This is a genomic window from Alistipes sp. AF48-12, assembly GCF_003477565.1.
In the GTDB taxonomy this organism is placed as follows: Bacteria; Bacteroidota; Bacteroidia; order Bacteroidales; family Rikenellaceae; genus Alistipes_A; species Alistipes_A hominis.
Genome location: NZ_QUDJ01000001.1, coordinates 238,060 through 264,649, shown reverse-complemented (window position 1 = coordinate 264,649; position 26,590 = coordinate 238,060). Strand labels below are relative to the sequence as shown.

The window sequence follows — 26,590 nt, the reverse complement described above, 5'->3', positions numbered from 1 at the left end:
TTTTCGAACGGCGGTTGTCTGCGGGTTTTAGCCGGAGACGCCGAAATTTCAAATAAATGACGTATGAGTGATTCCAAAATACGGATCGGTATTACGCAGGGCGATGTGAACGGCATCGGATACGAGGTGATTATCAAGACGCTTTGCGATCCGCGAATGTGCGAATTGTGCACGCCGATCGTTTACGGTTCGGCCAAGGCGGCTTCTTTTTATAAAAAACAGATCGACGCGGCGGAAAACTTCGGATTCAGTACGGTTGTGTCGGCCCGCGAGGCCGCTCCGAAACGGATCAGCCTGGTCGATTGCGTGTCCGGCGACCTGCGCGTCGAACCGGGCGTGCTGAGCGCGGCGGCCGGCGAGGCTTCCGTCGCTGCGCTCCGGGCTGCGGCCGCCGACCTGAAAGCCGGCCTGATCGACGCGGTGGTTACGGCTCCGATCTGCAAGGAGAACGTGCAGGGCGAACAGTTCGGCTTTACCGGGCATACCGAATTTTTCGCGCACGAATTCGGCGGCGATCCGCTGATGCTGATGTGCAGCGATCTGCTGAAGGTGGGGCTGGTAACCATTCATATCCCGGTTTCGGAGGTCAGCGCATCGGTTACCAAACAGCGGATCGTGACCAAGTTGCGCGAGCTCCGGCAGTCGCTGATCCAGGATTTCTCGGTGCGCGAACCGCGCATCGCCGTACTGAGTCTCAATCCACATGCCGGCGACGGAGGATTGATCGGCAGCGAGGAGAAGGAGATCATCGTTCCGGCCATTCAGGCTGCTTCCCAGCAGAAAATACTGGCTTTCGGACCGTTTGCCGCCGACGGCTTTTTCGCTTCGGCCGGTTATATGAAATACGACGCCGTGCTGGCGATGTACCACGATCAGGGACTCGCTCCATTCAAGGCGCTCAGTTGCGGCGGGGTGAACTTTACGGCGGGGTTGCCGGTCGTCCGTACCAGTCCGGCGCACGGCGTGGGCTTCGACATCGCCGGGGAGAACCGGGCCGACGAGAGCGCAATGCGCGATGCGATCTACCTCGCGCTCGACGTAGTGCGCAGCCGCCGCCTATACGCGGCGATTACGGCGAACCCGTTGCAGAAATACAAACGGGACAGCGGCGCCGACGTGTCGGCATCCGAGCTGCCCGATGAACCGGAAAAAGCATAACGAATACCAGCCGGCGCAGTTCGTATTGCGCCGGATAAACGAATAGATTCATGATGATAAAAGTAACTTTTCCCGACGGCGGCATTCGTGAGTACGCCCAGGGAACGACCGCAATGCAAATTGCGGAGAGCATCAGCCCGCGCCTGGCGCAGGAGGTGTTGTCGGCTTCGGTCAACGGCGAGATCGTCGATCTGAACCGCCCGATCAACGAAGATTCGTCGGTCAAATTGCACAAATGGGAAGATCCCGAAGGCAAGAAAGCGTTCTGGCACTCTTCGTCGCATCTGTTGGCCGAGGCGCTCGAAGCGCTCTATCCGGGGATCAAGTTCGGGATTGGGCCGAGCATCGAGAACGGCTTTTACTACGATGTGGACAGTCCGACGCCGATCACCGAAGGCGATCTGCCGAAGATCGAGAAAAAGATGGAAGAACTGGCGCGCACGAAGGAGGCGATCTGTCGCCGCGAGGTCAGCAAGTCCGAGGCGATGAAGACCTATACCGAAAAAGGCGACCAGTATAAAGTGGAATTGATCGAGGGGCTCGAAGACGGGACGATCAGTTTCTATACGAACGGTAATTTTACCGATTTGTGCCGCGGGCCGCACCTGCCGCACATGGGGTACGTGAAGGCGATCAAGCTGACTTCGGTGGCCGGGGCCTACTGGCGCGGCAACGAGAACAACAAGATGCTGACCCGTATCTACGGAATCACCTTTCCGAAAAAATCGATGCTCGACGAATACCTGGCGATGCTCGAGGAGGCCAAGAAGCGCGACCACCGCAAGCTCGGCAAGGAGCTCGAACTGTTTTGTTTCTCGCCGCGCGTGGGAGCGGGCTTGCCGTTGTGGCTGCCGAAAGGCGCTGCGCTCAGAGATCGTTTGGAACACTTTTTGAGGAACGTGCAGAAGCAGTATGGGTACCTACAGGTAATCACGCCGCACATCGGGATGAAAGACCTGTACGTTACTTCGGGGCATTACGCCAAGTACGGGAAAGACTCGTTCCAGCCGATCCATACGCCGGATGACAGCGAGGAGTTTCTGCTCAAGCCGATGAACTGCCCGCACCACTGCGAAATCTACAAATTCAAACCGCGTTCTTACAAAGATCTGCCGTTGCGTTTCGCCGAATTCGGCACCGTGTACCGCTACGAACAGAGCGGCGAGTTGCACGGGCTGACCCGGGTGCGCGGGTTTACGCAGGACGACGCCCACATCTTTTGCCGTCCCGACCAGTTGAAGGACGAGTTCATGAAGGTGATCGACATCGTGCTGTATATTTTCAAGACGTTGAGTTTCGATAAATTTACCGCACAGGTGTCGCTGCGCGATCCGAACAACAAGGAGAAGTACATCGGCTCGGACGAAAACTGGCACAAGGCCGAACAGTCGATCATCGAGCGGCCGCCGAAAAGGGACTGAATACGACCGTCGAACTCGGTGAGGCCGCCTTCTACGGGCCGAAGCTGGACTTCATGGTGCGCGATGCGATCGGCCGCCAGTGGCAGCTCGGAACAATCCAGGTGGATTACAACCTGCCCGAACGTTTCGACCTGACTTACAAAGGGTCGGACGACAAGGAGCATCGCCCGATCATGATCCACCGCGCGCCGTTCGGCTCGATGGAGCGTTTCGTGGCCGTCCTGCTTGAGCATACCGGCGGAAAATTCCCGTTGTGGCTGTCTCCCGACCAGGTGGTCGTGCTGCCGATCAGCGAAAAATTCAACGATTATGCGAAAAAAGTTTCAGATTTTCTAAATAATTCCGATATTCGTGCTCAGGTGGACGACCGTAACGAGAAGATCGGACGGAAGATCCGGGACAACGAACTGAAACGGATTCCGTTCCTGCTGATCGTCGGGGAAAAGGAGGAACAGGAAGGCACGGTGGCTGTCCGCGCCCAGGGCGAAGGCGACAAGGGCGTGATGACGAAGGACGATTTCGTCGGACTGATCCGCAAGATGGTCGCCGACGAGATTCAGAAGTTGAATAAATAGAAAAGGATGAAAACGGGAGGCGGATGCCGCGCCGGAACCGGAGCCGCAAACGGCTCCCGTTTTTACAGATAAAATTTTGTTTCACTAACGTAAGGAGGACAAAACTATAATTACGAAACCACAATCGAGACCCTACATGAGGGGAAGAATGCCGGAAAAAGAGGCCGCGCATAAGATCAATAATTTTATTACGGCGCCGCAGGTCAGGGTGGTCGGCGACAATATCGAGCAACCGGAGGTGATGTCGCTGCGCGATGCGCTGAACAAAGCCGACGAGATGGGCCTGGATCTGGTGGAGATCTCTCCGAAGGCCGATCCGCCCGTATGCCGGATCGTCGATTATTCGAAATTCCTTTATCAGCAGAAGAAAAAGGCGAAAGAGATCAAATCGAAGATCGTCAAGGTGGTGGTCAAGGAGATCCGTTTCGGGCCCAATACCGACGACCACGATTACGATTTTAAACTGAAACACGCCGAGAACTTCCTGAAAGAGGGGGCTAAGGTGAAAGCCTACGTCTTTTTCAGAGGACGCCAGATCGTGTTCAAGGATCAGGGCGAAATCTTGTTGCTGCGTTTCGCGACCGATCTGGAAGAGCTGGCCAAAGTGGAGCAGATGCCGCGCCTCGAAGGGAAGCGGATGATCCTGATTCTGGCTCCGAAGCCGAAGAAGTAGCGTTTCTTCCCGGCCCCGATCGGGCCTGCAAACAAGCCCGGAGAGAATCAGGTTTCTTTCCGGGAATTTGTGTTTTTAAGAGAACTGACCTAAAACTGACCGAATGATGAAAAGATGGTTGCTCGTTTTCTGCGCGTTTCTGTGCGCCGGGAGTTTCGTTTCCTGCGGCGTGCAGCGTTATCGGGTCGATTCCGCGAGCCGGGTCGTCGACACCGCCGGCACTTTCCGGAACGACCGGTTGGGATTGTCGTTCTACTTCGGCAGTTTTTATACGCAGCATGGGAGTTGCCCGCTGGATCGGGCGGCGGCCCGTATGCTGGCTGCCTGCGAGATCGACCCGAAAACCGATACGGTTCTGTTCGGCGGCGGGATGATGTTCTGCGTTCTTCGCTATTCGCGTCCGTCTTACCTGAATGAGACGAAAAAACATCCGCTCAGTTGGGAGCATCACCGGAATTGTTCGGTTTATCCGTTGCTCGATACGGTACAGAACCGGCCCTCCGGCTTTGTCGCGGAGCAGAAATGCCTGTTCTCGAACGAGAACCTGCGGAAATATTGTACGCCCGAAGAGATCGAACTGTTGACGACTTCGTCGTTTACCCGCAAAGTGAAAGTCTGCAAACGCGCCAAAACGGTGCTGATCGAAGACCTGATTCCCTGGAAGGGACATGCCGTTTCGATGATCTATGTCCTGAAAATGTGGAACGGTAAGGACTGGGACGAATTCCAGACCTGGAAAGGGGGCGGCCACTTGTCCGATCCGTCGGCTCCGGACAATATGATGAGCTATTGGCGCCGGCCGCAGAGCGATTTCGACCTGCGGCTGACTCGCGAGAACGGTATGCGGATGAAGCTGCCTTCCCGCATACCGGAGCAGCCGGAATAACGAAAAACCATTTCCAACCTAACTAACTGATTCAAAACGATGAAAAAAAGAACGATTCGATTCGGAGCGCTTGCGGCAATCCTGATCCTGACGGCCGGAACGCTTTGCTGCGCGGACGTTTCCGGCGGAAAAGACAACCGGAAAGTTACTCCTGTTCCGCCGTCCGAGCGCGAGGTGGGCATCGCCTACACTTCTTGGATGGATAACGATATTTGGGGAAATACGTGGGGGATGCCGGCGCTGGGCCGGTACGATTCGCGTGACCGCCGCGTCATGCGCAAACATGCCGAGTGGCTGACCGATGCGGGCGTCGACTTTATCTGGCTCGACTGGTCGAACAACGTGACTTACGATCCCGACGAATTTTGGGTAGGCGGGAAGCAGGATTTGATCGAGGACGCTACGGCCATCCTGTTCGACGAGTACTACAAGATGGGCAAAGTAGGGATGAAACATCCGAAGATCAGTATTTTCATCGGGGTGACCGGGGCTCCGGAAGCCGCTGACGACGGCCGGTTGCAGAAGAAGGCCGACCAGGTGTACGACATGTACGCCAACAATCCGAAATACAAGGACATGATGCAGCTATACCTGGGTAAGCCGCTGTTGGTGGTGTATGTCGATACGCCGTCGCCGTGGCAGAACGGAACCCCGGAGTGGAACGACGACCGTTTCACGGTACGCTGGATGACCGGGTACGTCTCGGAACAGCCGTCGCTGCGCACCGAAGACCGGGTCAGCAAATACGGTTACTGGGCATGGGAAGACCGCGGCGAGCAGACCTATCCGATCTACGACGGGAAACCCGAGACGATGGTCGTCTGCGCTGCGACCCGCAAGCAGGGCGATCCGGGCGATGCCGGTTACATTCCGGAAAAAGGACGCCGCGACGGGCAAACGCTCCGAGAGCAGTTCGCCCGCGCCCGGGAGATCGGAACCCGTTTTGCGATGGTCGTGTCGTGGAACGAATGGACGACCGGCGAACAGCCGAGCGTCGAGGTCAGCAAGGATATCGAGCCCTCCGTGGAGCACGGCGACAAATATTTGAAAATATTGAAGGAAGAGATCCGCAGGTTCAAGTCCGAGTGACGGATGTTTGGCAGCGGGAATTAGAACTACTGAATCAAAATCGAAGAACCGATGAAAGGAAAATTTTGGAGTTATCTGGCAGTGTTCTGCTCAGCCGGTTTTATGGCGGGTTGCTTGCAGGACGGGGATCGGACGCTGGCTCCGGCCGGATTCGAGAACGTTACGGTCGGCGGTGAATTGGGCGATCGCCTGAGCCGCAATTTCGACCGGATGGAAACCGAACTGTATCAGCCGGAACAGGTCTATTGGACCGAACAGGAGTCGGGCGGATGGCCCGGCGACAAGGAGGGGCGGACGATTCTCGCCTGGTGCTCGACGGACGCGCTTCGCATCGCGAGCCGAAATACCTCGGCGAACTGATCCGCCTGCTGCCCGAACACCTGAACGCCAAAGGCTATCTCGGTTCGATCCACGAAGGGGAGGTCGACGAACAGCAGTTGTCCGGGCATGGCTGGCTGTTGCGCGGGCTGTGCGAATATTATGCGTGGAAACAGGATCCGCAGGCACTGGAAATCGCGCGGACGATCGTGGACAGCTTGTTCATTCCGATCGCGCCGTTCGTCGACAAATATCCGCTCAGCGACAAGGAACGAATTGCCGGTACGGGAGACATGTCCGGCAGCGTGCAGAATACGGTTGGCGGCTGGCGGCTGTCGTCGGATATCGGCTGCGTATTCATCGGGATGGAAGGATTGATCCATTCGTACCAGTATGTTCCGTCGGAGCAGTCCAAGGCATTGATAGAAAAGCTGATCGCTCTTTTCGAGAGAATGGATCTGGTGGGAATCAAGGCGCAGACTCATGCGTCGTTGACCGCCATGCGCGGGATGTTGCGCTATGCGGCCCTGACCGGGGATACGACGCTGATTCCTAAGGTCGAGACACGCTGGAAATTGTATAAAGAGTTCGGCATGACCGAAAATTACGAGAATTACAACTGGTTCGGGCGTTACGATACCTGGACGGAGCCTTGCGCGATCATTGATTCTTATCTGGTCGCCACGCAGTTGTGGGCTGTTACGCGGAATCCGCAATACCTCGAGGACGCCGATAAGATCTACCTGAACGGGATAGCCGCTACGCAGCGTGCCAACGGCGGATTCGGGTGTGACCGGCCGGTGGGCGTCGTGTCGCCCGACTTGGCGATCCATGCCGACGAGGCGACCTGGTGCTGCACGATGCGCGGCGGAGAGGGATTGGGCCGCGCTGCGGAATACGCCTATTTCGTAGAGGCGGATACGGTGTACGTTCCGTTCTATCACGAGAGTACGCTCGCGCTGCCCGACCGAAACATCGCGCTCTCGCAACATACCGGTTACCCGTTCGGGAACCGGGTCGAGTTCATCGTGACCGAAGCGCCGAAGCGCGTCGTGACCCTTGCGCTGGCGGTGCCGTCTTACCTTCGTCCCGATTCGGTGCAACTGCCGTCGCATTCGGATGTTTCGGCACATTTCGTGCAGGGATTCCTGCGGGTGAGCGGGCATTTCGACGCCGGCGATACGGTGGCGCTGAATTACGGCTTCGAACCCCGCTGGGTGCCGCTCGAGAACCGGGATATTGCCGATAAAACGCTTTATAAGGCGATGTATGGGCCGTTGGTGCTCGGTTATGAAGCGGACGCTCCGCTGGAACTGGCCGGGAAAGAATTCCCGATCGTCGCCGACGGACCGGATGCTTTCCGGATTGAAGGTACGGAGTTCCGGCTTACGCCGCTGTACCATCTGCTTGACCCGGCCGTTTCGTCCGGAGCGAATTACCACCGGATGGTGACCGTGAAAATGGATACCGCGACAGTTTGTCTCGAATAGAATATAGAATGAAGAAGATATGAAAACAGCAAGATTCAAAACTAACGCCAAGTGCGGCGGATGCGTCGCCCGCATCGGGGAGGCGCTGAACAAGATCGTGCCGGCCGAAAGCTGGTCGATCGATTTGAGCACGCCCGAGAGAATATTGACCGTAACGTCCGACCTGTCCGACGGGGAGATCGTCCGGACGGTGGAGCAGGCCGGATACAAGGCCGAAGTTCTGTAAAAGCATCTATGACACGACGAAGGGGTTCCGCTTTTCAAAGCGGAACCCCTTCGTCGTGTCCGTCGGTTTATTCGCTAACCGTAATCCGTCCCAGTTTATAGCGTCGCCGTCCGTCATTGCCGTTGTAGGGCAGTTCGTAGACCGGGGTGCCGTCGCGCATACCGGCCGAGACGTACAGGTCGTAAACGCCCGGTTTGCACGCGCGGAAAAAAGTGCCCGCTTTGTCGGCATAGCGCGGAGCGATCCGGAACGTCGAAACGATTTGCCGTTCTTCGGTTTTTCCCGCTTCGCAAACCGGAAGCGAGCGCAGGTCGAAATCGTCGACCACCAGCGCCGATACGATTCCCCCTTTGTCGTCTTTCAACGTGAAACACGGGTGGCCGCCGCGGTAGCAGGGGGCTACGCCCGCATTGCTCCATGCGGAACGGATTTCCAACGGTTCGCCCATTTTTACGCTTTCGGGCCACGATATTCCGGATACCTGCAGGCGGTAACCTATCCGGCGGTTGATCCGGTCGATCGCGTCGCGGTTCTCTTCGAGCAGGATGCGCGGCCACCAGTGAATCGACATGAACGAGGCGTGGTAATCCTCGACGGACTTGACCAGCAGATTTTTGTCCCAACTGCCGCGCTCTTTCGATCCGCCGTAGTGTTCGTGTTCGAGGATTACCGGCAGCGTCGGCCAGAAGAGCTGAGCCATTTCGCTGTGGTACCACGAATGAGGCGGCGGTTGCACCAGGATGCTGTCGTCGCGGATGGTCACGCCGCGCGAGAAGGCGTAATCGGTGATCGGGAAACGGCTGCCCGGCGCGTCGTGCCCGGCAAAGTCGTCCGAGATGCAAAGTTGGGTGTTTTTGAAATGCTTGCAGTACAGGTCGATGTGTTTTTTCTGGGTTTCCAGGCCCCATGAACGGCCGTGCTTCGGCGTGCTCATGACCGTATGGCCCTCGCCCCACATCCCGAAGTGTCCGACGTCCACGAAGGCGACGTGCGGGTTGCGGTCGTAGCGTTCGGCCATCGCCCGCAAAAAGTTTTCCACCTTCTCTATGAATACCGGGTCTTCGTAGTCGGGTTCGAGGTAATGACCTTCGACGTCGTATCCCGTCGCTCCGGCGTCGAATACCCATTTCGGCGTGGCGTGGTACAGCCAGCTTTCGGTCGCGCTGACGCGGAAGGCGACGTATTTGCCTTTGTCGATCCAGCGCTGCGCCGGGGTGTCGAGCAGTTCCCAGACGAATTTGCCTTCCTCGGGTTCGAGAAAGGCCCACGGAACCCGCAGGTAGACGGTGCTCAGCCCCGGAAAATCGTCCAGCGTATCGGACGGTTCGAGCTGCGATCCGTAGTTGGAGAGGATGTTCGAGTAAAAATGCATTGTCCAGCCCATGCCCGGGTTGGTCAGCGCCCGGCCGTGATCCCGAAGCGCGGCGGTGAACCGGCCGTTTTCGGAAGTGATGTCGTCGGTTGCCGCTGAGGGTAGGCTTCCGGCGGCCGTGCCGCTCGACGGCCGCGCTGCGACCTGATCGTACATTCCCGCGGCGAGGGCGGCGGTTACGAGTCCCGCCTGCTGCAAAAAAGTGCGTCGGTTGATTTTTTTCATATCGGTATCGTTTGATACGTTTCGTTCAAATATAGCGAAAAAAATCGTATGCGATACTTCTCGGAAGGGGATTTCGGCCGCCTGTTCCGGCGGAGCGGAAGCCCGGAACTATTTCTGTCGCAGCATCGGGGCGGCGACGGTCGTCGTGAGGCCAATCAGGGCGATCAGCGCGAACGACCAACGCAGATTCAACGCGTGGGCGATGAAGCCGATTACCGGCGGGCCGAGCAGAAACCCGAAAAATCCGATCGTCGAGACGGTCGCCAGCGCCACCCCCGGCAGCATCGTTTTCGACCGCCCGGCCAAGCTGTAACACAACGGCACGACCGACGACGTCCCGAATCCGACCAGCAAAAATCCCAGCGTGGCGGTAGTCAGGTGCGGGAACAGCACCGACAGCAGCAACCCGGTCGCGATGACGATGCCGCTGGCGCGGATCACCCGGATCGCCCCGAATCGCGTTACGAGCCGGTCGGCGGTGAACCGGCCGCAGGCCATCGTGCACATGAAGGCGATGTAGCCGAGCCGGATCAGCTCTTTCGGAGGTCGGATGACCGTTTCGAAATAGACGCCGCTCCAGTCGAACATGGTTCCCTCGCAGGCCATGCTGCCGAAAGCGATCAGTCCGAGCAGCAGGATGTAACGGTCGGGACGGACGAAAACCTTTTTCGGTTTTTTTTCGTCGGCCGGCTTGGCGTCGCGCGGCAGCATCGAGCCGCGCATCGTGACGAGCACCGCGAATGTAACCGCATAAATGATGCAGAAATGCATCAGCGGCGGAATGTCGTAACCAACCATCAGCGTGCTGACCAGCCCTCCGCAGAATCCGGCCAGCGACCACAAGCCGTGGAACGACGCCATGATACTGCGGTTGTAGAGCCGTTCGACGCCGACTCCCTGCGTGTTGACGGCGATGTTGCACAGGTTGGCCGTGATGCCGAACAGGAAGAGTCCCAGCGTGAGCTGTCCAATCGACGAGGCCGCTCCGAGTCCGACCAGCGCGGCCGGGTAGAGCAACGCTGCTACGGTCAGTACCAGCTTGCTGCCGTAGCGGCTGACCAGGTAGCCCGACAGCGCCATTGCGGAGAGTTGTCCGACCGGTAGTGCGAACAGCACCGATCCGAGCACCGCTTCGTTCAGGTGCAGGGCGTCTTTGATGTCGGGGATGCGGCTGGCCCAGCTCGAAAATACCAGGCCCTGAATAAAGAAAAAAGCGCTGACCGAGATCCGGTAGTATTTCGTAGCGCTCAGTGACAATGTTCCCATCGTAAAAATTTTCCCTCGAAATTTCCGCGGCAAATGTACGGAATTTTTGAAAACGGCTGTCGTTTTCGAAAAAGAGTTTTGCGGGGATGTTTCCGGACCGGTTTTGTGAGCGACGGCCGGCGTCGTTGCGGAGAGGTGGGGGAGCCGAAACGGTTACTCGTCGCGGTCTTCGTCCGTTTCGGTCAGTTCCCGCAGCGTGTAGATCAATGGAGCCGCAAACCGTTCGCGGCGGTACGGGCAGTCGCCGACGGCGCAGTGGCTACAGTGTTTTTCGTCGCACGAATCGGTGTGAATCGACAGCAGCACCCGGTCGGAGAATCCTTTTTGGATGGTTTCCCGCAGTTCGGTGCAGGCCGCGTGTCCCTGACGGATGTTGTAATACCACGGCAGCGTCAGGTCGCAGTCGATGTAGAAGTAACTGCCGTATTGGATCATTTTCAAGTTATGGATGTCGATCCAGTCCGGGTGCGGGTTTTCCGCGATGGTCGTCCGCATTTTTTCGAGGTATTCGCGGTCGGCTTCGTCGGTCAGATTGGCCACGGTTTTACGTAGGATCGAAAAGCCCGTCCAGACGATAATGCCGCCGAAGATCAGCGCCAGCGCGCTGTCGATCCAGCCGATGCGGGTTACGTACAGCAGCAACAGGCCTGCGACCAGGCCGATCGACGAATAGGTGTCCGATTGCAAGTGCCGGCCCCCGGCCACCAGCGCGATCGAATCGTATCGGCGGCCCGTGCGGATGCTGTACCGGCCGAGCAGGTAGTTGACCGCTCCGGCCGCGGCTACCAGTACGATACCGATATCCAGTTTTTCGATCGCGGCCGGTTCGAAAAGCCGCCTGACGCCTTCGAAGATGATGATCCCGCCCGCCACGGCGATCAGCAGTCCTTCGACCGATGCCGAGATCAGTTCGATTTTCCCGTGTCCGAACGGGTGGTTTTCGTCTTTCGGTTTGGCGGCCCGGTACAGGCTGTACAGACTGATGAATCCGGCGATTACGTTGACGATGCTTTCCATCGCGTCGGTCAGGATACCCACCGAATTGGTCAGGGCGAACGCCAGAAATTTGCCGCCCATCAGCAGTACCGAACAGGCGATGATCCGCCGTTGTACCCGTTGTTTGATTTCGCTTTCGGTTCTGCTTTTCATGTTTCGTCGTTTTTTTGTTTGGTGCGGAGTGCGTTTTGCCGGGTCGAACGACGGTCGTGTGGCGCGTTCCGTATTCCGGGAAATGAAAAATTCCGCTGTCGGCGGAATTTTTCAAGGTATTTCTCCGTCGAAGGATCAGTTCAGGGCGCTGCCGTCCGTGAGCGGCAGCCCGTTGAGCTTTCCGGTCAGGGTTTCGAGGAATGCGGTCAGGTCGTTCACGTCGCTTTCGGGCAGCGTTTTCCCGACCTGGTATTTCGCCATGTCGCTGACCGCCTCGTCCAGCGTCTGGCGCGTCCCGTCGTGATAGTAGGGAGCCGTCAACGCTACGTTCCGCAGTCCGGGAACTTTGAATCGGTGCAGGTCGTAGTCCGTTTTGGTTTGCTTGTGGCGGCCGTTGTCTTCTTCGGTCATTTCCGTTCCGCGGTCGGCGAAGTAGTCGCCGTAGAGTCCCATCAGTTCGTAGGACTGTCCGCCGAGCGTCGGGCCGACGTGACAGGTCGCGCAGCGGTTCTCTTTGAAAAGTTCGTATCCGTGAAGCTCCTCCGCGCTCAACGCCGTCGAATCGCCTTTCAGGTAGAGGTCGAACCGCGAATCGGGCGTGAGCAGCGTTTTTTCGTATTCGGCGATGGCGTCCGTGATGGTTTCGCCCGAGTAGCCTTCCGGGTAAACGGCGGTGAAAGCGTTCGTAAAGATTTTGTCCGTTTTCAATTTCCCGATGATTTCGTCCCACGACGCGCTGGCCATTTCGACCGGGTTCAACGGTGGGCCGCCGGCCTGTTCGGCAAGATCCGCCGCCCGGCCGTCCCAGAACTGCACGAAGTTGTAGACGGCATTGAACACGGTCGGGGCGTTGACGCCGCCGAGTTGCTTGCCCACTCCTTCCGAGTACGCTTTGTTGTCGACGCCGCCGGTTTGCAAGTTATGGCACGACGCGCACGAAACCGTGTTGTCCGACGACAGCCGCGGATCGTTGTACAGCATTTCGCCGAGTGCGACTTTGCGGATGTCCACCGGGATCGAATCGGCGATCGGTTGGATGGGTTCGTTGGCGAAAACGGTCGCCGACAGGTTATTCGGATAGTGTTCCGCCCGGTGTTTTTTCACCCAATCGAGCAGGATCTCCTTTTTGGCGTCGGTAAGCGACGATCCCCAGTGCACGAGGTAGTATTTGGCCATCGGCATCGAGCCGTCGGCAACCGATTTTTCGATTTTCGACAGGGTGACTTCGCCGACCGGCCTGCCGTCCGAAAGCGCCCGGTACGCTTCCGTCAGGTCGGTGTGTTTGAGCGCCTCGGATACGTCTTTCTTGACGATATCGCCTGCGACCGGCAGGTTGGCATAGAAGGGCAGGTTCGGTGTCGCGCTGTGGCAGTCCAGACAGCCGCCGTCGTCGAAGATCGCTTTTACCCGCATTTCGGCCGTCAGTTCGGGAGCCGGAATCCGGTTCACCGCATGATAGGTGATCGTCAGCGCGATAGCGATTACCGCCAGCGCCAGAATGACTTTTACGCTTTTTTTCATTTTTTGTTCGGGTTTATTGCCGTAAATCCGGTCTGCAAATACGGACTTATGGGGGTAAAGATAAGCAGGTTGTCTGAAATTTCCAACAAAAAAATCATTTCCTTCGGAAAGATCAGTCGACGGCGGCTTTTCGGATCCGCGCACCGTTTCCGTCGATCCCCAGGGCGTAAGTGCCGTCTTCGGGAATATCGACCGTCAACGTCCGTTGCGTCCATGTTTCGGAACTGAAATCCGCTCGTGCGATCGGCACGCTCTCTTCGAACAGGCTTAGTCTGTCGGCGTAGAGCGATCCGTCGCCCTGTACTTCCGCCGTGAAGGTGTGCCTGCCGCGGGTCAGATAAAGCCCTTCGTACAGACGTCCTCCGTCGGCGTAGCCGCAGCCGTCCCGGACGCCCGCGTCGCCCCGCATCGTCCAGTAGGCGCGGCCGTGTTCGAAGTTTCCGTTCTGGAACGTGCCGCTGCTGCGGATGCCGCAGTCGGAGATGAAATTGGTCGGCCGGATGCAGAGCAAGTCGCAAGGACTGAGGTAGCTGTTGCGGTAGATGCGGACGTTTTTGATCGGCGAGTAGTCGTCCTGCTCGGTGTTGTCGAACGGTTGTTTGCCGAAATAGGGATTGTCGGGCCAGGTGCCGACCGCATATCCCCCTTTGAGGACGCAATCGTAGACCGTGATGCTGTCGATTTCGGTGTCGCCCCAGTCCGGGTTGTCGGTTCCCCACGGGATGAAGGCGATCGCCTTGCCGCCGCCCGAATTGATGTAGCTGTGGCAGGCGGTTACGTTGCGGATCGAATTGTCGGCGTCCGGCCGCGCCCACCACCACAGGATGCCGCGCGGGTCGTCGTAAGCGGTCCACAGCACCACGCCGTCGTCGTTCGATTCGAGGAACGCGCGGACGATCTTGACGTTGTGCGTTCCGACGCCGAGTCCCAGGCCGTCGCCGCTGACGCACTGAACCTCGTGCATCTTCAGGTTGCCGATGAAGACGTTCTCGCAGGCGTAAAACGCCGTGTGGTAGTTGTTCGAACGGACGATGTCGAGGTTCGACACTTCGATGTTGCGCACGTTCCACAGCCCGATCGGAATGACGTGGATGCGGTCGGCGCAGTAACGCTGGTAATCTTCCTCGGCGTAGCGCTCGTCCTGGCATTCGGGATCCATCGAACGGATCTTGCCGGGGCCGGTGATCTTGATGTTTTCGATGCTTTTGCCCTGGAGCAGCGGCAGGTTCGAAACGTGCATGTTGTGCGTCCAGTTGATGCCGGGGATCGACCCTTCGTGCCCGTAGGCCGGTTTATACTTGTAATCGCGCGCGTCCTGCGACTGCCAAAGGATCGCGCCTTCGGCGATGTGCAGTTCGATGTTGCTTTTCAGCAGGATGTTGGTCGCGACATAGCGTTTGCCGTAAAACGAGCCGTCGCCGTCGAGCACGACCCGTCCGCCCCCCTTCGCGGCAGCGTCGTCGATCGCCGCCTGGATGGCGTCGGTATCGTCGGTGAATCCGTCTCCCTTGGCTCCGTAGTCGGTAGCGTGAACCGTGAGCGAAGGCAATGCGAAAGCGTAGGGATTCTCTTCGAAATCGTTCCAGTTGTCGATGTAGAAGCGCGGCCCGATCTTTAGAAAATTGCCTTTGTCGTCTTTGACGACCGCCAGGAACTGGCTGCTCAGCCGCGTCATGTCGCCATTGCGCATCGGGATGCCTGCGATGCGGAATTCCGGAGTCAGTTCGCCTTCGTACAATTCGGTCATCCGGTCGATATCGTCTTCGGGTTGTAGCATCGAAGTTTCGTAAATCGCGATTCGGGAGTATCGATTGCGGTATTTCGGGTCGATGCTGCCGGTGACCGCGATCTCATGCGGCGTGGCGGTGCAGCCGTCGATCCGGCCGGCCTGCGGTTCGAGCGCGGCCTCCTGCTCGAACGTGATCCGGTCGATTCGGAGCATGCCCTTGCCGCCGAGCGGTTCGATCCGGAAACCCTTCAGGCGGCCTTTGGCGTGCGGGTTGTCCGACAGGTTGAGGTAGCAGGTTTTTTTCGGCGAATTCGGTTCGATTTCGAAAATCTTGGATTTCGCTTCGTCATAGGTGCTGTCCCGGTCGGTGATGAAACGGAGTCGCAGCCGGGTCGCGGAACTCCGGTTCTCCATCAGCAGGAGTACCGTGTTGCGTTTTTCGAGCGTCGGATTGTAGAGCAGGTGCCGGCTGCCCGCCAGCGGCGGCGAGCTGAGCGAAGAACCTTTGCGGAACGTGTATTCCAACGCTCCGTCTCGGGTCGCCACGCTGCCGTTTACGGCGGTAAACCGTTCGGCGGAGCCGGGTTGTTCGAAAGTCAGCCCGGGAGTCGGGCCCGGCTGGGCCGGGGCCTGTCCGGTCAGCGACAAGGCGGCGCAAAGCAGCAGGCTGCGAAAAGGGGAGATTTTTTTTGGCATACGGTCGGTTTTGGGTTCATATCGAAAACGGTTGTCCGGCGGAAACGGGAAGGATTTCGTCCCGCCGCGTTGCCGGCGCCTGCCGGATCGTGCGGACGGACGTATCATTCCGGACTAAAATTATGGAAAATTTTTGTTTTTCGAAAAATTTCCCGTACGAATTCGGAAAAAGGGGAGACGTAAACGTTTTTTGCAAATCCGGACAGGGGCCGGGACAACCGTTCCGGAAAGCGTAAAAAAACATTAATATGTTGTTTGTTGATTCGTTATGCGGTGAATCGGAAAAAAACGGAGGGATTCCTTTTGAATTGAATTTTATTTTTTATACCTTTAAAACTGGATTGATCGTTGTATGGAATTTATTGACAGATCTTGCATAACTTAAACTAAACCTTAAGGATTATGGTAATTACATTTAACGAGCTGCGCCGAATCAAGGACAAACTGCCCAGCGGCAGTTCGCAGCGTATTGCGGATGAATTGAACATAGACGTTAACGTTGTGCGGAATTATTTCGGCGGGACGCATTTCAAGGAAGGCGGCCCGGTGGGCATTCATCTCGAGAAAGGTCCTGACGGGGGAGTGGTGACTTTAGACGATGCTTCGATCCTGGAGTGCGCGATGCGTATTATCGCCGAGCAGAAGGATCAGCAGTAACGTGGCGGAAATCGGGCGGCAGGGAGATCGAAAACGGTCTCCCTGTCGTTTTGCGAGCGGGGCGAAACGTGTTTCCGTGCATGTCGGGCGGCTCCGTATCGCGTTGACGCGCAGCTGTCGTAAGATACTAAAGGATAAATTAACGGTTTAAAACGGCCGTTTGTTGTATTTCGCAAAAAAATATGTAGCTTTGCAATCCAAATGCGGTTATCATAGCCGAACGCAGGGAATATCAGCGGGTCAGTAAAAACGAAAATATATAAAACTTTTGAACAAATGCAGAATAAAGGTGCACTGAAATTTTTGGCTATCGCGCTCGCGGTCGCCTGTGCGTATCAACTCTCATTTACTTTTGTTACGCGGCACGTGGAGAACAAGGCGGCCCAGTATGCTGCCGGAGACGCGGTCAAGGAGCAAAATTATTTGGATTCGATCAAATCGCAGACTGTCTACAACCTCGGGTTCATAAAGTTCAATTACAAGCAGTGCAAGGAGAAAGAGATCAACCTCGGTCTCGACCTGCGCGGCGGTATGAACGTCATGCTGGAGATCTCGATCGAGGATGTGATCCGGGCGCTTTCGAACGACAGCAAGGATCCCGGTTTCAACCAGGCGCTGGTGCAGGCCCGCGAAGAGCAGAAAAACAGTACGAAGGATTATATCACGCTTTTTGCCGAAGCCTACGAAAAGATTTCGAACGGCGGTCGGCTGAGCTATATTTTCAATACGCCGGAACTGCGCGAACAGATCACCCCGAACAGTACGAACGCCGAAGTGATCAAAGTGCTCCGGTCGTCGGCCGAAGGCGCGATCGAAAACTCGTTCAACGTGCTTCGCAACCGTATCGACAAGTTCGGCGTGACGCAGCCCAATATCCAGCGTCTTGAAAATTCGGGACGGATACTGGTGGAACTGCCGGGCGTCAAGGAGCCGGAACGCGTCCGCAAACTGTTGCAGGGGACGGCCAGCCTCGAATTCTGGGCCACTTACGAAAACCAGGAGATCTATCCGGCGCTGGTGCAGGCCAATGACGTGATCAAAGAACTGCAGGATGCGGGCGAAATCGTTGCGGAAACCGGCGGCGCGTCGACTGTTGCCGCCGCTGCGGACAGCCTGGTCGTCGCTACCGTCGCTGCGGACAGCACGATGCTGGCGAATGCCGACAGTGCCGCCGCAGCGGGCAATTCGACGCTGATTTCGCAGCTCGATAGCACCGATGCTTCTCATGTGGAAACCGACGAACAGGCGATGATTTCCAAATTCCCGCTGTTCGCGAAGCTGCGTCCGGTGGCCGACGAGCAGGGACAGGTCGGCAGGGGGCCGGTGATCGGATGGGCCAAGTCGTTCGATACGGCCGCCGTGAACCGTTATATGAGTCTTCCGCAGGTGAAAGCGCTGCTGCCCCGCGATATCAAGCTGATGTGGGGCGTCAAAGCCATCGATCCGCAGGAGACGACGTTCGCGCTCTATGCTATCAAGGCCAATACGCGCGACGGCAAAGCCCCGTTGGACGGCGGATCGGTCGTCGAGGCGCGCGAAGGATATGCGCAGCACGGATCGAGCGCCGAAGTGTCGATGACGATGAACGCTTCCGGAGCGCGGACATGGGCCCGTCTGACGGCCGACAACGTCGATCGGTGCATTGCGATCGTGCTCGACGGTTACGTTTATTCGGCTCCCGTGGTTCACGGGGAGATTTCCGGCGGACAGTCGTCGATTTCCGGACAATTTACGATCAACGAAGCGCGCGACCTGGCCAATGTGTTGAAGTCGGGTAGCTGCCCGCTCCGGCGCGGATTACGCAGGATACCGTCGTCGGCCCGTCGCTCGGTCAGGAGTCGATCAACGCCGGTATGATGTCGTTTATCCTGGCATTCGTGCTCGTGCTGATCTATATGATCTTCTACTATAACAGAGCCGGTTGGGTGGCAAGCGTCGCGCTGATATGCAATTTGTTCTTCCTGTTCGGCGTGCTGGTTTCGTTCGGAGCCGTGCTGACGCTGCCCGGTATCGCCGGTATCGTGCTGACGATGGGTATGGCGGTGGACGCCAACGTGATTATTTACGAGCGTATCAAGGAGGAACTCCGCATGGGCAAGACGCTCGCCATGTCCGTGGCCGAGGGGTACAAGAATGCCATGTCCGCCATTATCGACGGTAACGTTACTACGCTGATTACCGGTATCGTGCTGTTCATCTTCGGCACCGGCCCGGTGCAGGGATTCGCCACGACGCTGATCATCGGTATCATCACTTCGCTGTTCACCGCGATCCTGATCACCCGGTTGATTTTCGTGGGTATGCTGAACCGCGAACGCAAGATTACCTTCTCGAACAAATTCACCGAAAATTTCCTGGCCAACACCAAGTTCAACTTTATCGACAAGCGCAAGATCACTTATGTCATTTCGGGTATCATGCTGTTGATAACGCTCGTTTCGCTGGGCGTGCGCGGGATGAGTTACGGCGTGGATTTCTCCGGCGGCCGCGCTTTCGTGGTGCGTTTCGACCAGCCGGTCACCGCGAACGAAGTGCGTGAAGCGCTGGGCGATGTCTTCACGGGCACCGGTTACGAAGTGAAACAGTTCGGTCAGGACAACCAGATGCGTATCGTTACGCAGTATAAATACGACGACGAGGGGGACAACGTGACCGCCGAAATCGAAGACATGTTGTACAAGGCGCTCTCGCCGCTGATGACCGCGCAGCTTACCGAAGCCGAATTCCTGACGACGGCGCAGAATCCGTACGGGATCATCAGTTCCGACAAAGTGGGGCCGAGCGTGGCGCACGACATCAAGGTCGATTCGGTTATCGCCGTGCTGTTCAGTCTGGTCGCTATCGCGCTTTATATTATTATCCGGTTCAAACGCTGGCAGTGGGGTGTCGGCAGCGTGATTTCGCTGACCCTGGACGCCCTGTTCACGATCGGTCTGTTCTCGTTGCTGCACGGCCTGCTGCCGTTCAACCTCGAAGTCGACCAGTCGTTCATCGCCGCGATCCTGACGATCATCGGTTACTCGATCAACGACAAGGTGGTGATTTTCGACCGTATCCGCGAGTACCAGACGCTCTATCCGAAACGCAACATCAAGGACAACATCAATAATGCGATCAACTCGACGCTGACCCGCACGATCAATACTTCCGGTACGACGCTGGTCGTGTTGCTGGCCATCTTCCTGTTCGGCGGCGAAGTGATCCGCGGGTTCGTCTTCGCGCTGCTGTTCGGCGTGCTGATCAGTACTTACTCGACGGTATTCACCGCGACCCCGATCGCATACGACCTGATTCGCCGCAAAGAGCCTGCTGCGAAGTAAGCGTGCGCAGATCTTTTGGAGCATGATAAAACGGCGGCTGTGAAAACAGTTGCCGTTTTGTCATTCTTTTATTACCTTTGTTTCTGCTATGGGCTTCGGATTTCTGGATATTACGCTGGTCGATATTATCGATATCTTCGTGGTGGCGCTGATTATGTTTCAGGTGTATCGGCTGACACGGGGGACGAATGCGTTGCGCATCGTTGTCGGCATCCTGATTATCTACCTGCTGTGGATCGTGACCCGCGTGTTGAATATGGAACTGCTCAGTATGATACTCGGGCAGATCATCGGCGTGGGGGTAATCGCGCTGATTATCGTGTTCCAGCAGGAGATCCGGCGTTTTTTGATCCTGCTCGGCACGCAGTATACGAACCGACGGGTGTCGTTTATGGCCCGGTTGTTCCGTCCGCGCGGACGGAAAGTGAAGGTCGTCGGGCAGGAATGGATCGATACGGTGGTCGGAGCTTGCGCCGATATGGCGAAGACCAAGACCGGCGCGTTGATCGTGATTGCCCGTAAAGTGAACCTGTTGCCTTTTATTGAGCAGGGAGAGCGTATCGATGCGCTGATTTCCGCCTCGCTGATCAAAAATATCTTTTTCAAGAATTCGCCGTTGCACGACGGGGCGATGGTGATCGCCGACGATCGGATCGCGGCGGCGCGGTGCGTATTGCCGTCCACCGAGCGCGAGGTTCCCATGGAGTTCGGGATGCGCCACCGCGCGGCGCTCGGCGCTTCCGAGATAACCGATGCGCTGGTGATCGTCGTATCCGAAGAGCGCGGAACGATCTCCATCGCCCGCAAAGGACACATCAGCCGAGATATCTCCCCGGCCCACCTGCAAGTGCTGTTGCGCAAGGGGCTTTCCGTTTAATGCATACCGACTAAAACCCGATATAGCTATGACCAATTTATTCAGAGCGCTCCGAACCGGTGTTCTCTTGTCGTTTTGTTTCCCGTGTTTCGCTGCGGGACAGATGATTTATGTGGATCGCGTCGATCCGCAGTATGTTGTCGAACCGCTGGTCAAAAACGACCGCGGCGTGGCGCAGTCCAATACCAAACGCATTGCAGCCATTATGCAGCGGGCCCCGCAGGGGGCGACGCTGTTTTTTCCGGGCGGAGATTACTATTTCGCCGGTTCGGCGGCGCCGAATCGCGGAACGATCGAGTCTACGGCGACCGGACAGGTATTTCGCGGAGAGGGCGCGGGGACGACCCGTATTTTCCAGACCGATGCGCGCCGGGATTTCGGCTTTGTCTGCCGCGAGGATCTGAAGCGGGTTCCCGCCGCGACGATCCGCATCCGGCATAAAGGGTGCGTGATCGACGGGATGACCGTAGCGCTCGACCGGCAGACGCCGTCGAAGACGATCGCCGGAACCGCCGCGATCCAGATCGCCCACATTGCTTATCATCCCGATAACAATGTCGGAATCATCGAAACGACCGGCCGCGGCGCAGACTTTTTGCTGGACCACGTGATCGTTTCGCGGGTTAACGTCGGGGAGCAGCTCGGCTCGGGTATCCTTTCCGATAAGTTTTTTGAGGTAGGGATCGATATCATAGGTTCCGGCGGTCATGTGCGGGTATCGGACGTTAATCGACTGGACGCCCGCACCGGGATCCGGCTCGATAACGGAAACCATTGCGGACAAGGCGAGTACCAGTTCGAGTCGATCTATTGTATGGGTAATCCGGCCGTGTTCCGCGACGGGGTGTTCTTCGATTGGGTAGGCGGGCAGGCTCCGTCGATCCACAACAGCTCCTGTTCGTTTACCAGCGGAATCTTCGCCGGTCCGCGCGGCAAGTTCGGCGACCGGCTGAATCCGTATCCGGAAGCCGAAGTGGTCAGACGGCCGGGGCGCGATTGGGACTGGCTGACGCTGCACGGCCACTCGGTCGTCGACGATCCGAATCCGGCGCAGCGTACCGAGTGGTACGGACTGCCGCGTTATGCCGAAGTGGTGCGGATCGGCAGCGAACCGGCCGTCGGCGGCCGAGAGTGGGTTGCGGGCAAAGATTTCGACGTGGTACGGGTCGAGGGCGGCGACTGCGACGCGGCCTCGCGGATCGTCTGGAAAGGCGGCGACCGACCGGCTGCCGGCAGCGTTTACTACGTGACATTCCGCCAGCCGGCCGAATACCGGGTGCATGATCTGGAGTGGGGCAATGCGATCAACGTGTCGATGCAGGAAGCCAACCAGAGCGACGGTTTCGCAGTCAAGTTTTCCGACCAGGGGGTCGGACACCTGAATCCCGACTTCCGGTTCGGAGTGGGGTATAATTTCCTGTTTTCCGGCATGTTCGTGATCAACGGGGATTTTATCTTCGACGGGGACGTCGACCTGGTCAACATTACGGGGCTGACTTCGGGCGTTTGCAACATCCGTTTGCAGGGAGCCGACGCCAATCGGAAGTGTCGCCGCATATCGGTCAACAACAGTACGTTGAATTACTTGCGTCTCGGAGATTTTACCGAGAATATCCGCAGTTCGAACAATTTTATGGACAACGTCTGCCAGGTATTGTCCGCCGATCCGCAGGCGCTGCCAGAGTTGATTCGAGCGCGGAAATATGTGCTGGACGGACAGACGCCGGTCGAGGCCGTTCCGTCTTTCGAGAAATAAATTAAAACAGAGACAGCATGAAAACAGGATTGATTTTAGGAATCTCCGTACTGGTTGCAGCATGCGGCGGCCAGACGGGTAGGCAGGCCGCCGCCGGGCAGGATACGGCGACAATTGCCGCGGATTCGGGAATGCAGGTGCGCTATTACGAAGGCACGCTGCCTACGGCCGACGGCACTCCGATCAATTACGAGCTGGAACTTAAAAACGAAGAGTTCAGCGGCGACGGTTCGTACGATCTGACGATGATTTATCCGAAGGCTGATAAGGGAAAGGATAAGAAGTTCCGGATGATAGGACGGTGGGGAACGTTGCGCGGTTCGGCCGAAAATCCCGATGCGACCGTGTACCAGCTTAATTTCGGGGATACGACCCTCGAACAGATTAACTTCCTCTATTACCCTGACAGTCTGGTTTTGCTGAACCGGCACCAGGCGCGTCTGAAACCGGGGCCGAATTATGCGCTGAAGCAGGTGGACGCGCTCTCGTCCGCCGCGGAGTAATTTTCGCGGGACGATTCGTTGCGTCCGCCCCGCCGCGGGATCGAAAGGTCAGAAGATCGAAAAATGTTTCGGTTTGATGGCGAACCCGATGCGCAGGTAGCTGTGAAACCGGTCGTAATCGATCATGCTTTCGGCGTAGCCGTTGTAGTATTGCAGGTAGATATACTGGTTGCTGATTTTCGACAGCCGGAAAGCGGCGTCCATCTGGAAATTCGCATTCAGATTCCAGCCGCCCCGTTTAACGACGAGCATCGAAAAGCGGAACCGCTCGTTACGGGTCTTGTAGGTTCCGGCGACCTGTCCGTAGCCGGCGTAGCGGACGATGTGCGGATTGTCCGACAGCGCGAACGGGATCCAGAATTTGGCCTGTACCGTGAAATGCGGATCGATCTCGTAAATCGCCTGAAGGGTGATTCGGTTCCAGCTGCGCGACCAAATGCTGTCGCGCCCGTTCGATTCGTGTTCGAACTGTAGGAAACCTACTCCGACCACTTTGTCGCCCCGGGTGATCGGCATCCCGAAACCGAGCGTCGGGTTATAATTGTTTTCGTAAAACGGTTTCGAATCCTTGTAGATCTCCCAGAACGATTTTTGCGTATAGGTCAGAAACAGGTAGGTGTGCAGCGGGAGGATGCTTTTGATCAGCCGGTGCCGCAGGCTGATCTGGAATTTGGCGTCCGAATTGTCTTTCGTGACGCGGCCTCCCGAAAAACTGGTTCCGGTGACGATGTAGTTGTCTTTGTAGATGCCGAACGGCGGGATCGATTCCACAGCCCGGTAAAGGCTGTCTTTGTCGGGGTACCAATCGGGTATTTGCCGCGGTTTCTTGGCTTCGGCGATCTGCGCGATCGTCAGCGCGGCGGGCAGCAGCAGCGCCAGGAGTTTATTGGTCATGTCGTTTCGGTTGCGGATTTGCCGGCGATATATTCCTGTCCGGAAGCGTTTTCGGGATCGTTGCGCCTGATATGGGCAAAGGCGGTGCCGTATTGTGAGAATTGCCGGTACCGTGAAATAGGCTTGTCTGGAGTCTTTTCCTGCATGAAATTATCCTTTTTTACACCGCTCCGGATGCGGTAATACGGCGTTTGTAATCGTGTCGGCTGCATTATATGCCTGTCAGTAAAAAAAATGCGTATAAAACATTTTGCAAATGTGGATAAACGGCCCGGTTTGAAAAGTTCGTTTTCGCCGAATAATTGTTCTGAAAGTCGTTTTCGAACAGGCGTACGGAATATAATTATAATTTTGCAAAATATAAATGAAGGCGCGGTATGAAAGAAGAGGGTGTAAAGAAAGTCAATATGTCGATACTGGAGACCGAAATCGATCTTATCACATCGATCAAGAACGATTTCGCCATTTTTGAAAATTCCAGCGACCTGCCGGTGCTCGATTATCCGAGCCGGCTCGAAATGGGAATGATGGCGATTTGCCTCCGGGGAACTACGCGGATGAGCATCGACCTGAAAGAGTATACGTTCGGAGCGAACGACATGGTGATTGTCCTGGCCGACCAGATCGTCCAGCAACACCAGCGGAGCGACGATTTTTTGTGTTGCGTGTTCGCCGTTTCGATCAAGTTCGCCCAGGAAGCGATCCTGTCTTACCGGCAGTTCCTGCCGACCCTGTTGCGGATCAAAGAAGATCCCCGGATTCCGCTGAAACCCGAAGAGGTGGTTTCCGTTCTGGAATACTGTTCGTTCTTGCGCCAGAGAGTCAACATGCGAGACAACTGTTTCCGTCGCGAGATCGCCAAGAGCCTGTTCCATGCTCTTTTTTACGAATTGGGCAATATCATGAACCGTCATGCTCCCGCCGTCGGACGGCAGGTGAAAACGCGTCGGGACGAAGTGTTCGAACAGTTCATTCATCTGGTCCGGGATCATTATAAAGCCCAGCGTAGTGTGACCTTTTATGCCGACAAACTTTGTCTGACGCCAAAGCATCTGTCGAACGTGGTTAAGGGACTTACCGGAAAATCGGCCGGCGCGTGGATCGACGATTATGTGATTCTCGAAGCCAAGGCCTTGCTGAAATCGACCACTTTGACGATCCTGCAGGTGTCCGAAGCGCTGAATTTCGCGAACCAGTCTTTTTTCGGCAAATATTTCAAGCAGCATACCGGAGTCTCTCCGACCCAGTACCGGCGGATGTAGGCGGAATGCCGTTAAAAATATCCGGGCCCATCGGCCCGGATATTTTTTGAGAACGGAAACGGGCGCCGTTTCCCGGCGGGAGATCGTGCCGTCAGTTCAACCATCCGCCGGTGAATCCGGCTCCTTTCAATCCGTTTACGATGTAGGCGTTCTTTTTCATCAGTTTCCAGATCAGTTGCGTGCGGTAGTTTTCGAGCATGACCAGGATCGGGCCCTGATCGATGCCGAGCCACCATCCGTCGATCCAATCTTCACTCGGATTGAACGAGTCGAGAAAGCCGTAGTCGGTGTAGAGCGCCCCGTTTTTGTAGCTTTTCATCGCTTTCAGCGCGGCGTAGGATTCCGTCGGAGTAAACGGGAACGATCCGCCGGCTGCCGTCGGGGCGATCGTGCCGTCGTCGGCGATGCCGGCGGCCGAAGCTCCGCGGGCGTGGTACGCCCATTTGCCGTAGGTGCCGGCTCCCGGCCCGTCGCAGGCGGTGAGTCCCCAGATATCGGCGCCGTATCCGACGTATTTACTCGGATTTTCGATGCAGTAGCTACGGTTGGCCAGCGTGGCCCGCCGGGAATTTTCGAAATAATCGAGACCCGGTTTGGAGCGCATGAAGGCGTCCTTGATCCCTGCGAAATCGATCCACATGTGCGAATACTGGTGCCCGAACAGCGGCGAGAAGTTCACCATCTCGTAGTTCTGGAAACTGCTGTAATTGTAGGTAGCCGTCCAGCGGTTCCATACGCTGCCGTCGAGTTTTTTGTCGGTCTCGGGCGAGCCGATTGCGAGGATGTAGAGGATCATGGCTTCATTGTAACCCTGCCAGGTGTACGGTTGGAAGCCGGATTCGGGAGTCCAGCCGAGACTCATCAGTTCGCCCTCGTTCATCGCCCATTTCCAGTCCACTGCGCGGTACAGTTCGTCGGCCAACCGCCGGATTTCGTTTTCTACGGCATTGTCCCGGTCGTAATAGGTCTGGGCGGACAGGATACCGGCCATCAGCAGTCCGGTGTCGATCGTCGAGAGTTCGTTCTGTCCTTCCCGGAGACTGGTGTTCCGGTTCAGAAAATGATAGAAGAATCCCTTGTATCCGGCCGAAAATACCGGGTCGGTGCCTTTCGGCGCATCGTTGAACGTCCGTAGCGTGACGACCGTCCGTTGGGCCGCTTCGTCGCGCGTGACGAAGCCGCGTTCGACGCCGACGATGTAGGCCGTCAGGCCGAATCCGGTGGCGGCGATGCTGCTCATCGCTTCGTTGTTCGTCGCGCTGGCCCGGTCGGGAACCAGTCCGTTCGCCGTGTTGGTCAGTTTCCAGAAGAAGTTGAAATGCGTGCGCTGGAGATCGTTCAGCAGCGTTTCGTCCATGTCGGGCGGAGTGGGGGGCGGGATAAATCCTTCCGAATCGTCTTTCGAGCAGGCTGCGGCCAGCAGCAGCGACAGGACGACCCCCGTTTTTTGCAAAATATTCATTTTTCAGTGTTTTTTAGCGGTTGAAACGAAGAGAGACGATCCTTGCGGGCCATCCCTCTTCGCTG

At 57.0% G+C, this 26,590-nt stretch carries 19 protein-coding genes and 2 pseudogenes; 14 read left to right on the top strand and 7 right to left on the bottom strand.

Annotation, left to right across the window (positions count from 1 at the left end):
- Nucleotides 1-63: 63 nt before the first annotated feature.
- The 8 genes and pseudogenes from pdxA to DW082_RS01120 all read left to right on the top strand — a co-directional run bounded on the left by pdxA (nt 64) and on the right by DW082_RS01120 (nt 7,836).
- The gene (pdxA, locus tag DW082_RS01155) at nt 64-1,158 is read left to right on the top strand and encodes a 4-hydroxythreonine-4-phosphate dehydrogenase PdxA (protein ID WP_101572099.1); all 1,095 of its coding nucleotides are present in this window, start codon (nt 64-66) and stop codon (nt 1,156-1,158) included.
- Between the two features lie 53 nt (nt 1,159-1,211).
- Nucleotides 1,212-3,154 (top strand): annotated as a pseudogene (thrS, locus tag DW082_RS01150) (threonine--tRNA ligase).
- A gap of 136 nt (nt 3,155-3,290) precedes the next feature.
- Nucleotides 3,291-3,827, top strand: coding sequence for a translation initiation factor IF-3 (infC, locus tag DW082_RS01145; RefSeq protein ID WP_055205682.1), 537 nt, complete (start codon nt 3,291-3,293; stop codon nt 3,825-3,827).
- 103 nt (nt 3,828-3,930) lie between these two features.
- Complete coding sequence (locus DW082_RS01140; RefSeq protein WP_145996527.1) at nt 3,931-4,713, top strand: hypothetical protein; 783 nt, start codon at nt 3,931-3,933, stop codon at nt 4,711-4,713.
- A gap of 39 nt (nt 4,714-4,752) precedes the next feature.
- A complete protein-coding gene (locus DW082_RS01135; protein WP_055205684.1) occupies nt 4,753-5,802 on the top strand; it encodes a hypothetical protein in 1,050 nt (349 codons plus the stop codon).
- Nucleotides 5,803-5,853: 51 nt separating this feature from the next.
- Complete coding sequence (locus tag DW082_RS01130) at nt 5,854-6,162, top strand: hypothetical protein (RefSeq protein ID WP_118456945.1); 309 nt, start codon at nt 5,854-5,856, stop codon at nt 6,160-6,162.
- Nucleotides 6,072-7,610, top strand: a complete 1,539-nt coding sequence (locus tag DW082_RS01125; RefSeq protein WP_118456943.1) for a beta-L-arabinofuranosidase domain-containing protein — start codon at nt 6,072-6,074, stop codon at nt 7,608-7,610. Before DW082_RS01130 ends, DW082_RS01125 begins: the two co-directional genes overlap by 91 nt.
- Before the next feature lie 19 nt (nt 7,611-7,629).
- Nucleotides 7,630-7,836, top strand: a complete 207-nt coding sequence (locus DW082_RS01120) for a heavy-metal-associated domain-containing protein (RefSeq protein WP_055205686.1) — start codon at nt 7,630-7,632, stop codon at nt 7,834-7,836.
- A gap of 67 nt (nt 7,837-7,903) precedes the next feature.
- Here the strand turns inward: DW082_RS01120 and DW082_RS01115 are convergent, their stop codons facing one another.
- From DW082_RS01115 to DW082_RS01095, 5 genes are all read right to left on the bottom strand, one after another.
- On the bottom strand, nt 7,904-9,433 hold the full coding sequence (locus tag DW082_RS01115) for a DUF4832 domain-containing protein (protein WP_101572106.1): 1,530 nt from the start codon (nt 9,431-9,433) through the stop codon (nt 7,904-7,906).
- A 108-nt stretch (nt 9,434-9,541) separates the two neighbouring features.
- Entirely contained in the window at nt 9,542-10,699 is a 1,158-nt protein-coding gene (locus tag DW082_RS01110) for an MFS transporter (protein ID WP_055205790.1), read from the bottom strand.
- A gap of 153 nt (nt 10,700-10,852) precedes the next feature.
- The gene (locus DW082_RS01105; RefSeq protein ID WP_118456941.1) at nt 10,853-11,848 is read right to left on the bottom strand and encodes a cation diffusion facilitator family transporter; all 996 of its coding nucleotides are present in this window, start codon (nt 11,846-11,848) and stop codon (nt 10,853-10,855) included.
- Between the two features lie 135 nt (nt 11,849-11,983).
- On the bottom strand, nt 11,984-13,369 hold the full coding sequence (locus tag DW082_RS01100) for a cytochrome-c peroxidase (RefSeq protein WP_118456939.1): 1,386 nt from the start codon (nt 13,367-13,369) through the stop codon (nt 11,984-11,986).
- 112 nt (nt 13,370-13,481) lie between these two features.
- Nucleotides 13,482-15,794, bottom strand: coding sequence for a glycosyl hydrolase family 28-related protein (locus DW082_RS01095; RefSeq protein ID WP_182424053.1), 2,313 nt, complete (start codon nt 15,792-15,794; stop codon nt 13,482-13,484).
- Nucleotides 15,795-16,196: 402 nt separating this feature from the next.
- On the opposite strand from DW082_RS01095, the gene DW082_RS01090 reads away from it, so the two are divergent.
- From DW082_RS01090 to DW082_RS01070, 5 genes and pseudogenes are all read left to right on the top strand, one after another.
- On the top strand, nt 16,197-16,451 hold the full coding sequence (locus DW082_RS01090; protein WP_055205691.1) for a hypothetical protein: 255 nt from the start codon (nt 16,197-16,199) through the stop codon (nt 16,449-16,451).
- Between the two features lie 276 nt (nt 16,452-16,727).
- Nucleotides 16,728-19,771 (top strand): annotated as a pseudogene (gene secDF, locus DW082_RS01085) (protein translocase subunit SecDF).
- Between the two features lie 88 nt (nt 19,772-19,859).
- Nucleotides 19,860-20,648, top strand: coding sequence for a diadenylate cyclase CdaA (gene cdaA / locus DW082_RS01080; RefSeq protein ID WP_055205792.1), 789 nt, complete (start codon nt 19,860-19,862; stop codon nt 20,646-20,648).
- Between the two features lie 28 nt (nt 20,649-20,676).
- Nucleotides 20,677-22,404, top strand: coding sequence for a hypothetical protein (locus tag DW082_RS01075; protein WP_147386938.1), 1,728 nt, complete (start codon nt 20,677-20,679; stop codon nt 22,402-22,404).
- A 17-nt stretch (nt 22,405-22,421) separates the two neighbouring features.
- A complete protein-coding gene (locus DW082_RS01070) occupies nt 22,422-22,907 on the top strand; it encodes a copper resistance protein NlpE N-terminal domain-containing protein (protein WP_101572116.1) in 486 nt (161 codons plus the stop codon).
- A gap of 48 nt (nt 22,908-22,955) precedes the next feature.
- Here the strand turns inward: DW082_RS01070 and DW082_RS01065 are convergent, their stop codons facing one another.
- A complete protein-coding gene (locus tag DW082_RS01065; protein WP_055205795.1) occupies nt 22,956-23,801 on the bottom strand; it encodes a phospholipase A in 846 nt (281 codons plus the stop codon).
- Between the two features lie 377 nt (nt 23,802-24,178).
- Between DW082_RS01065 and DW082_RS01055 the strand changes: the two genes are divergently transcribed.
- Nucleotides 24,179-25,063: an AraC family transcriptional regulator gene (locus DW082_RS01055; RefSeq protein WP_101572120.1), complete on the top strand. Its 885-nt coding sequence runs from the start codon at nt 24,179-24,181 to the stop codon at nt 25,061-25,063.
- Between the two features lie 91 nt (nt 25,064-25,154).
- On the opposite strand, the gene DW082_RS01050 is transcribed toward DW082_RS01055, so the two are convergent.
- Nucleotides 25,155-26,525, bottom strand: a complete 1,371-nt coding sequence (locus DW082_RS01050; RefSeq protein ID WP_216645976.1) for a glucoamylase family protein — start codon at nt 26,523-26,525, stop codon at nt 25,155-25,157.
- Between the last annotated feature and the right edge of the window lie 65 nt (nt 26,526-26,590).

Coding starts and splice junctions, on each gene's coding strand:
- pdxA (WP_101572099.1), top strand. CDS start 64: ATGAGTGATTCCAAAATACGGATCGGTATTACGCAGGGCGATGTGAAC.
- infC (WP_055205682.1), top strand. CDS start 3,291: ATGAGGGGAAGAATGCCGGAAAAAGAGGCCGCGCATAAGATCAATAAT.
- DW082_RS01140 (WP_145996527.1), top strand. CDS start 3,931: ATGATGAAAAGATGGTTGCTCGTTTTCTGCGCGTTTCTGTGCGCCGGG.
- DW082_RS01135 (WP_055205684.1), top strand. CDS start 4,753: ATGAAAAAAAGAACGATTCGATTCGGAGCGCTTGCGGCAATCCTGATC.
- DW082_RS01130 (WP_118456945.1), top strand. CDS start 5,854: ATGAAAGGAAAATTTTGGAGTTATCTGGCAGTGTTCTGCTCAGCCGGT.
- DW082_RS01125 (WP_118456943.1), top strand. CDS start 6,072: ATGGCCCGGCGACAAGGAGGGGCGGACGATTCTCGCCTGGTGCTCGAC.
- DW082_RS01120 (WP_055205686.1), top strand. CDS start 7,630: ATGAAAACAGCAAGATTCAAAACTAACGCCAAGTGCGGCGGATGCGTC.
- DW082_RS01115 (WP_101572106.1), bottom strand. CDS start 9,433: ATGAAAAAAATCAACCGACGCACTTTTTTGCAGCAGGCGGGACTCGTA.
- DW082_RS01110 (WP_055205790.1), bottom strand. CDS start 10,699: ATGGGAACATTGTCACTGAGCGCTACGAAATACTACCGGATCTCGGTC.
- DW082_RS01105 (WP_118456941.1), bottom strand. CDS start 11,848: ATGAAAAGCAGAACCGAAAGCGAAATCAAACAACGGGTACAACGGCGG.
- DW082_RS01100 (WP_118456939.1), bottom strand. CDS start 13,369: ATGAAAAAAAGCGTAAAAGTCATTCTGGCGCTGGCGGTAATCGCTATC.
- DW082_RS01095 (WP_182424053.1), bottom strand. CDS start 15,794: ATGCCAAAAAAAATCTCCCCTTTTCGCAGCCTGCTGCTTTGCGCCGCC.
- DW082_RS01090 (WP_055205691.1), top strand. CDS start 16,197: ATGGTAATTACATTTAACGAGCTGCGCCGAATCAAGGACAAACTGCCC.
- cdaA (WP_055205792.1), top strand. CDS start 19,860: ATGGGCTTCGGATTTCTGGATATTACGCTGGTCGATATTATCGATATC.
- DW082_RS01075 (WP_147386938.1), top strand. CDS start 20,677: ATGACCAATTTATTCAGAGCGCTCCGAACCGGTGTTCTCTTGTCGTTT.
- DW082_RS01070 (WP_101572116.1), top strand. CDS start 22,422: ATGAAAACAGGATTGATTTTAGGAATCTCCGTACTGGTTGCAGCATGC.
- DW082_RS01065 (WP_055205795.1), bottom strand. CDS start 23,801: ATGACCAATAAACTCCTGGCGCTGCTGCTGCCCGCCGCGCTGACGATC.
- DW082_RS01055 (WP_101572120.1), top strand. CDS start 24,179: ATGAAAGAAGAGGGTGTAAAGAAAGTCAATATGTCGATACTGGAGACC.
- DW082_RS01050 (WP_216645976.1), bottom strand. CDS start 26,525: ATGAATATTTTGCAAAAAACGGGGGTCGTCCTGTCGCTGCTGCTGGCC.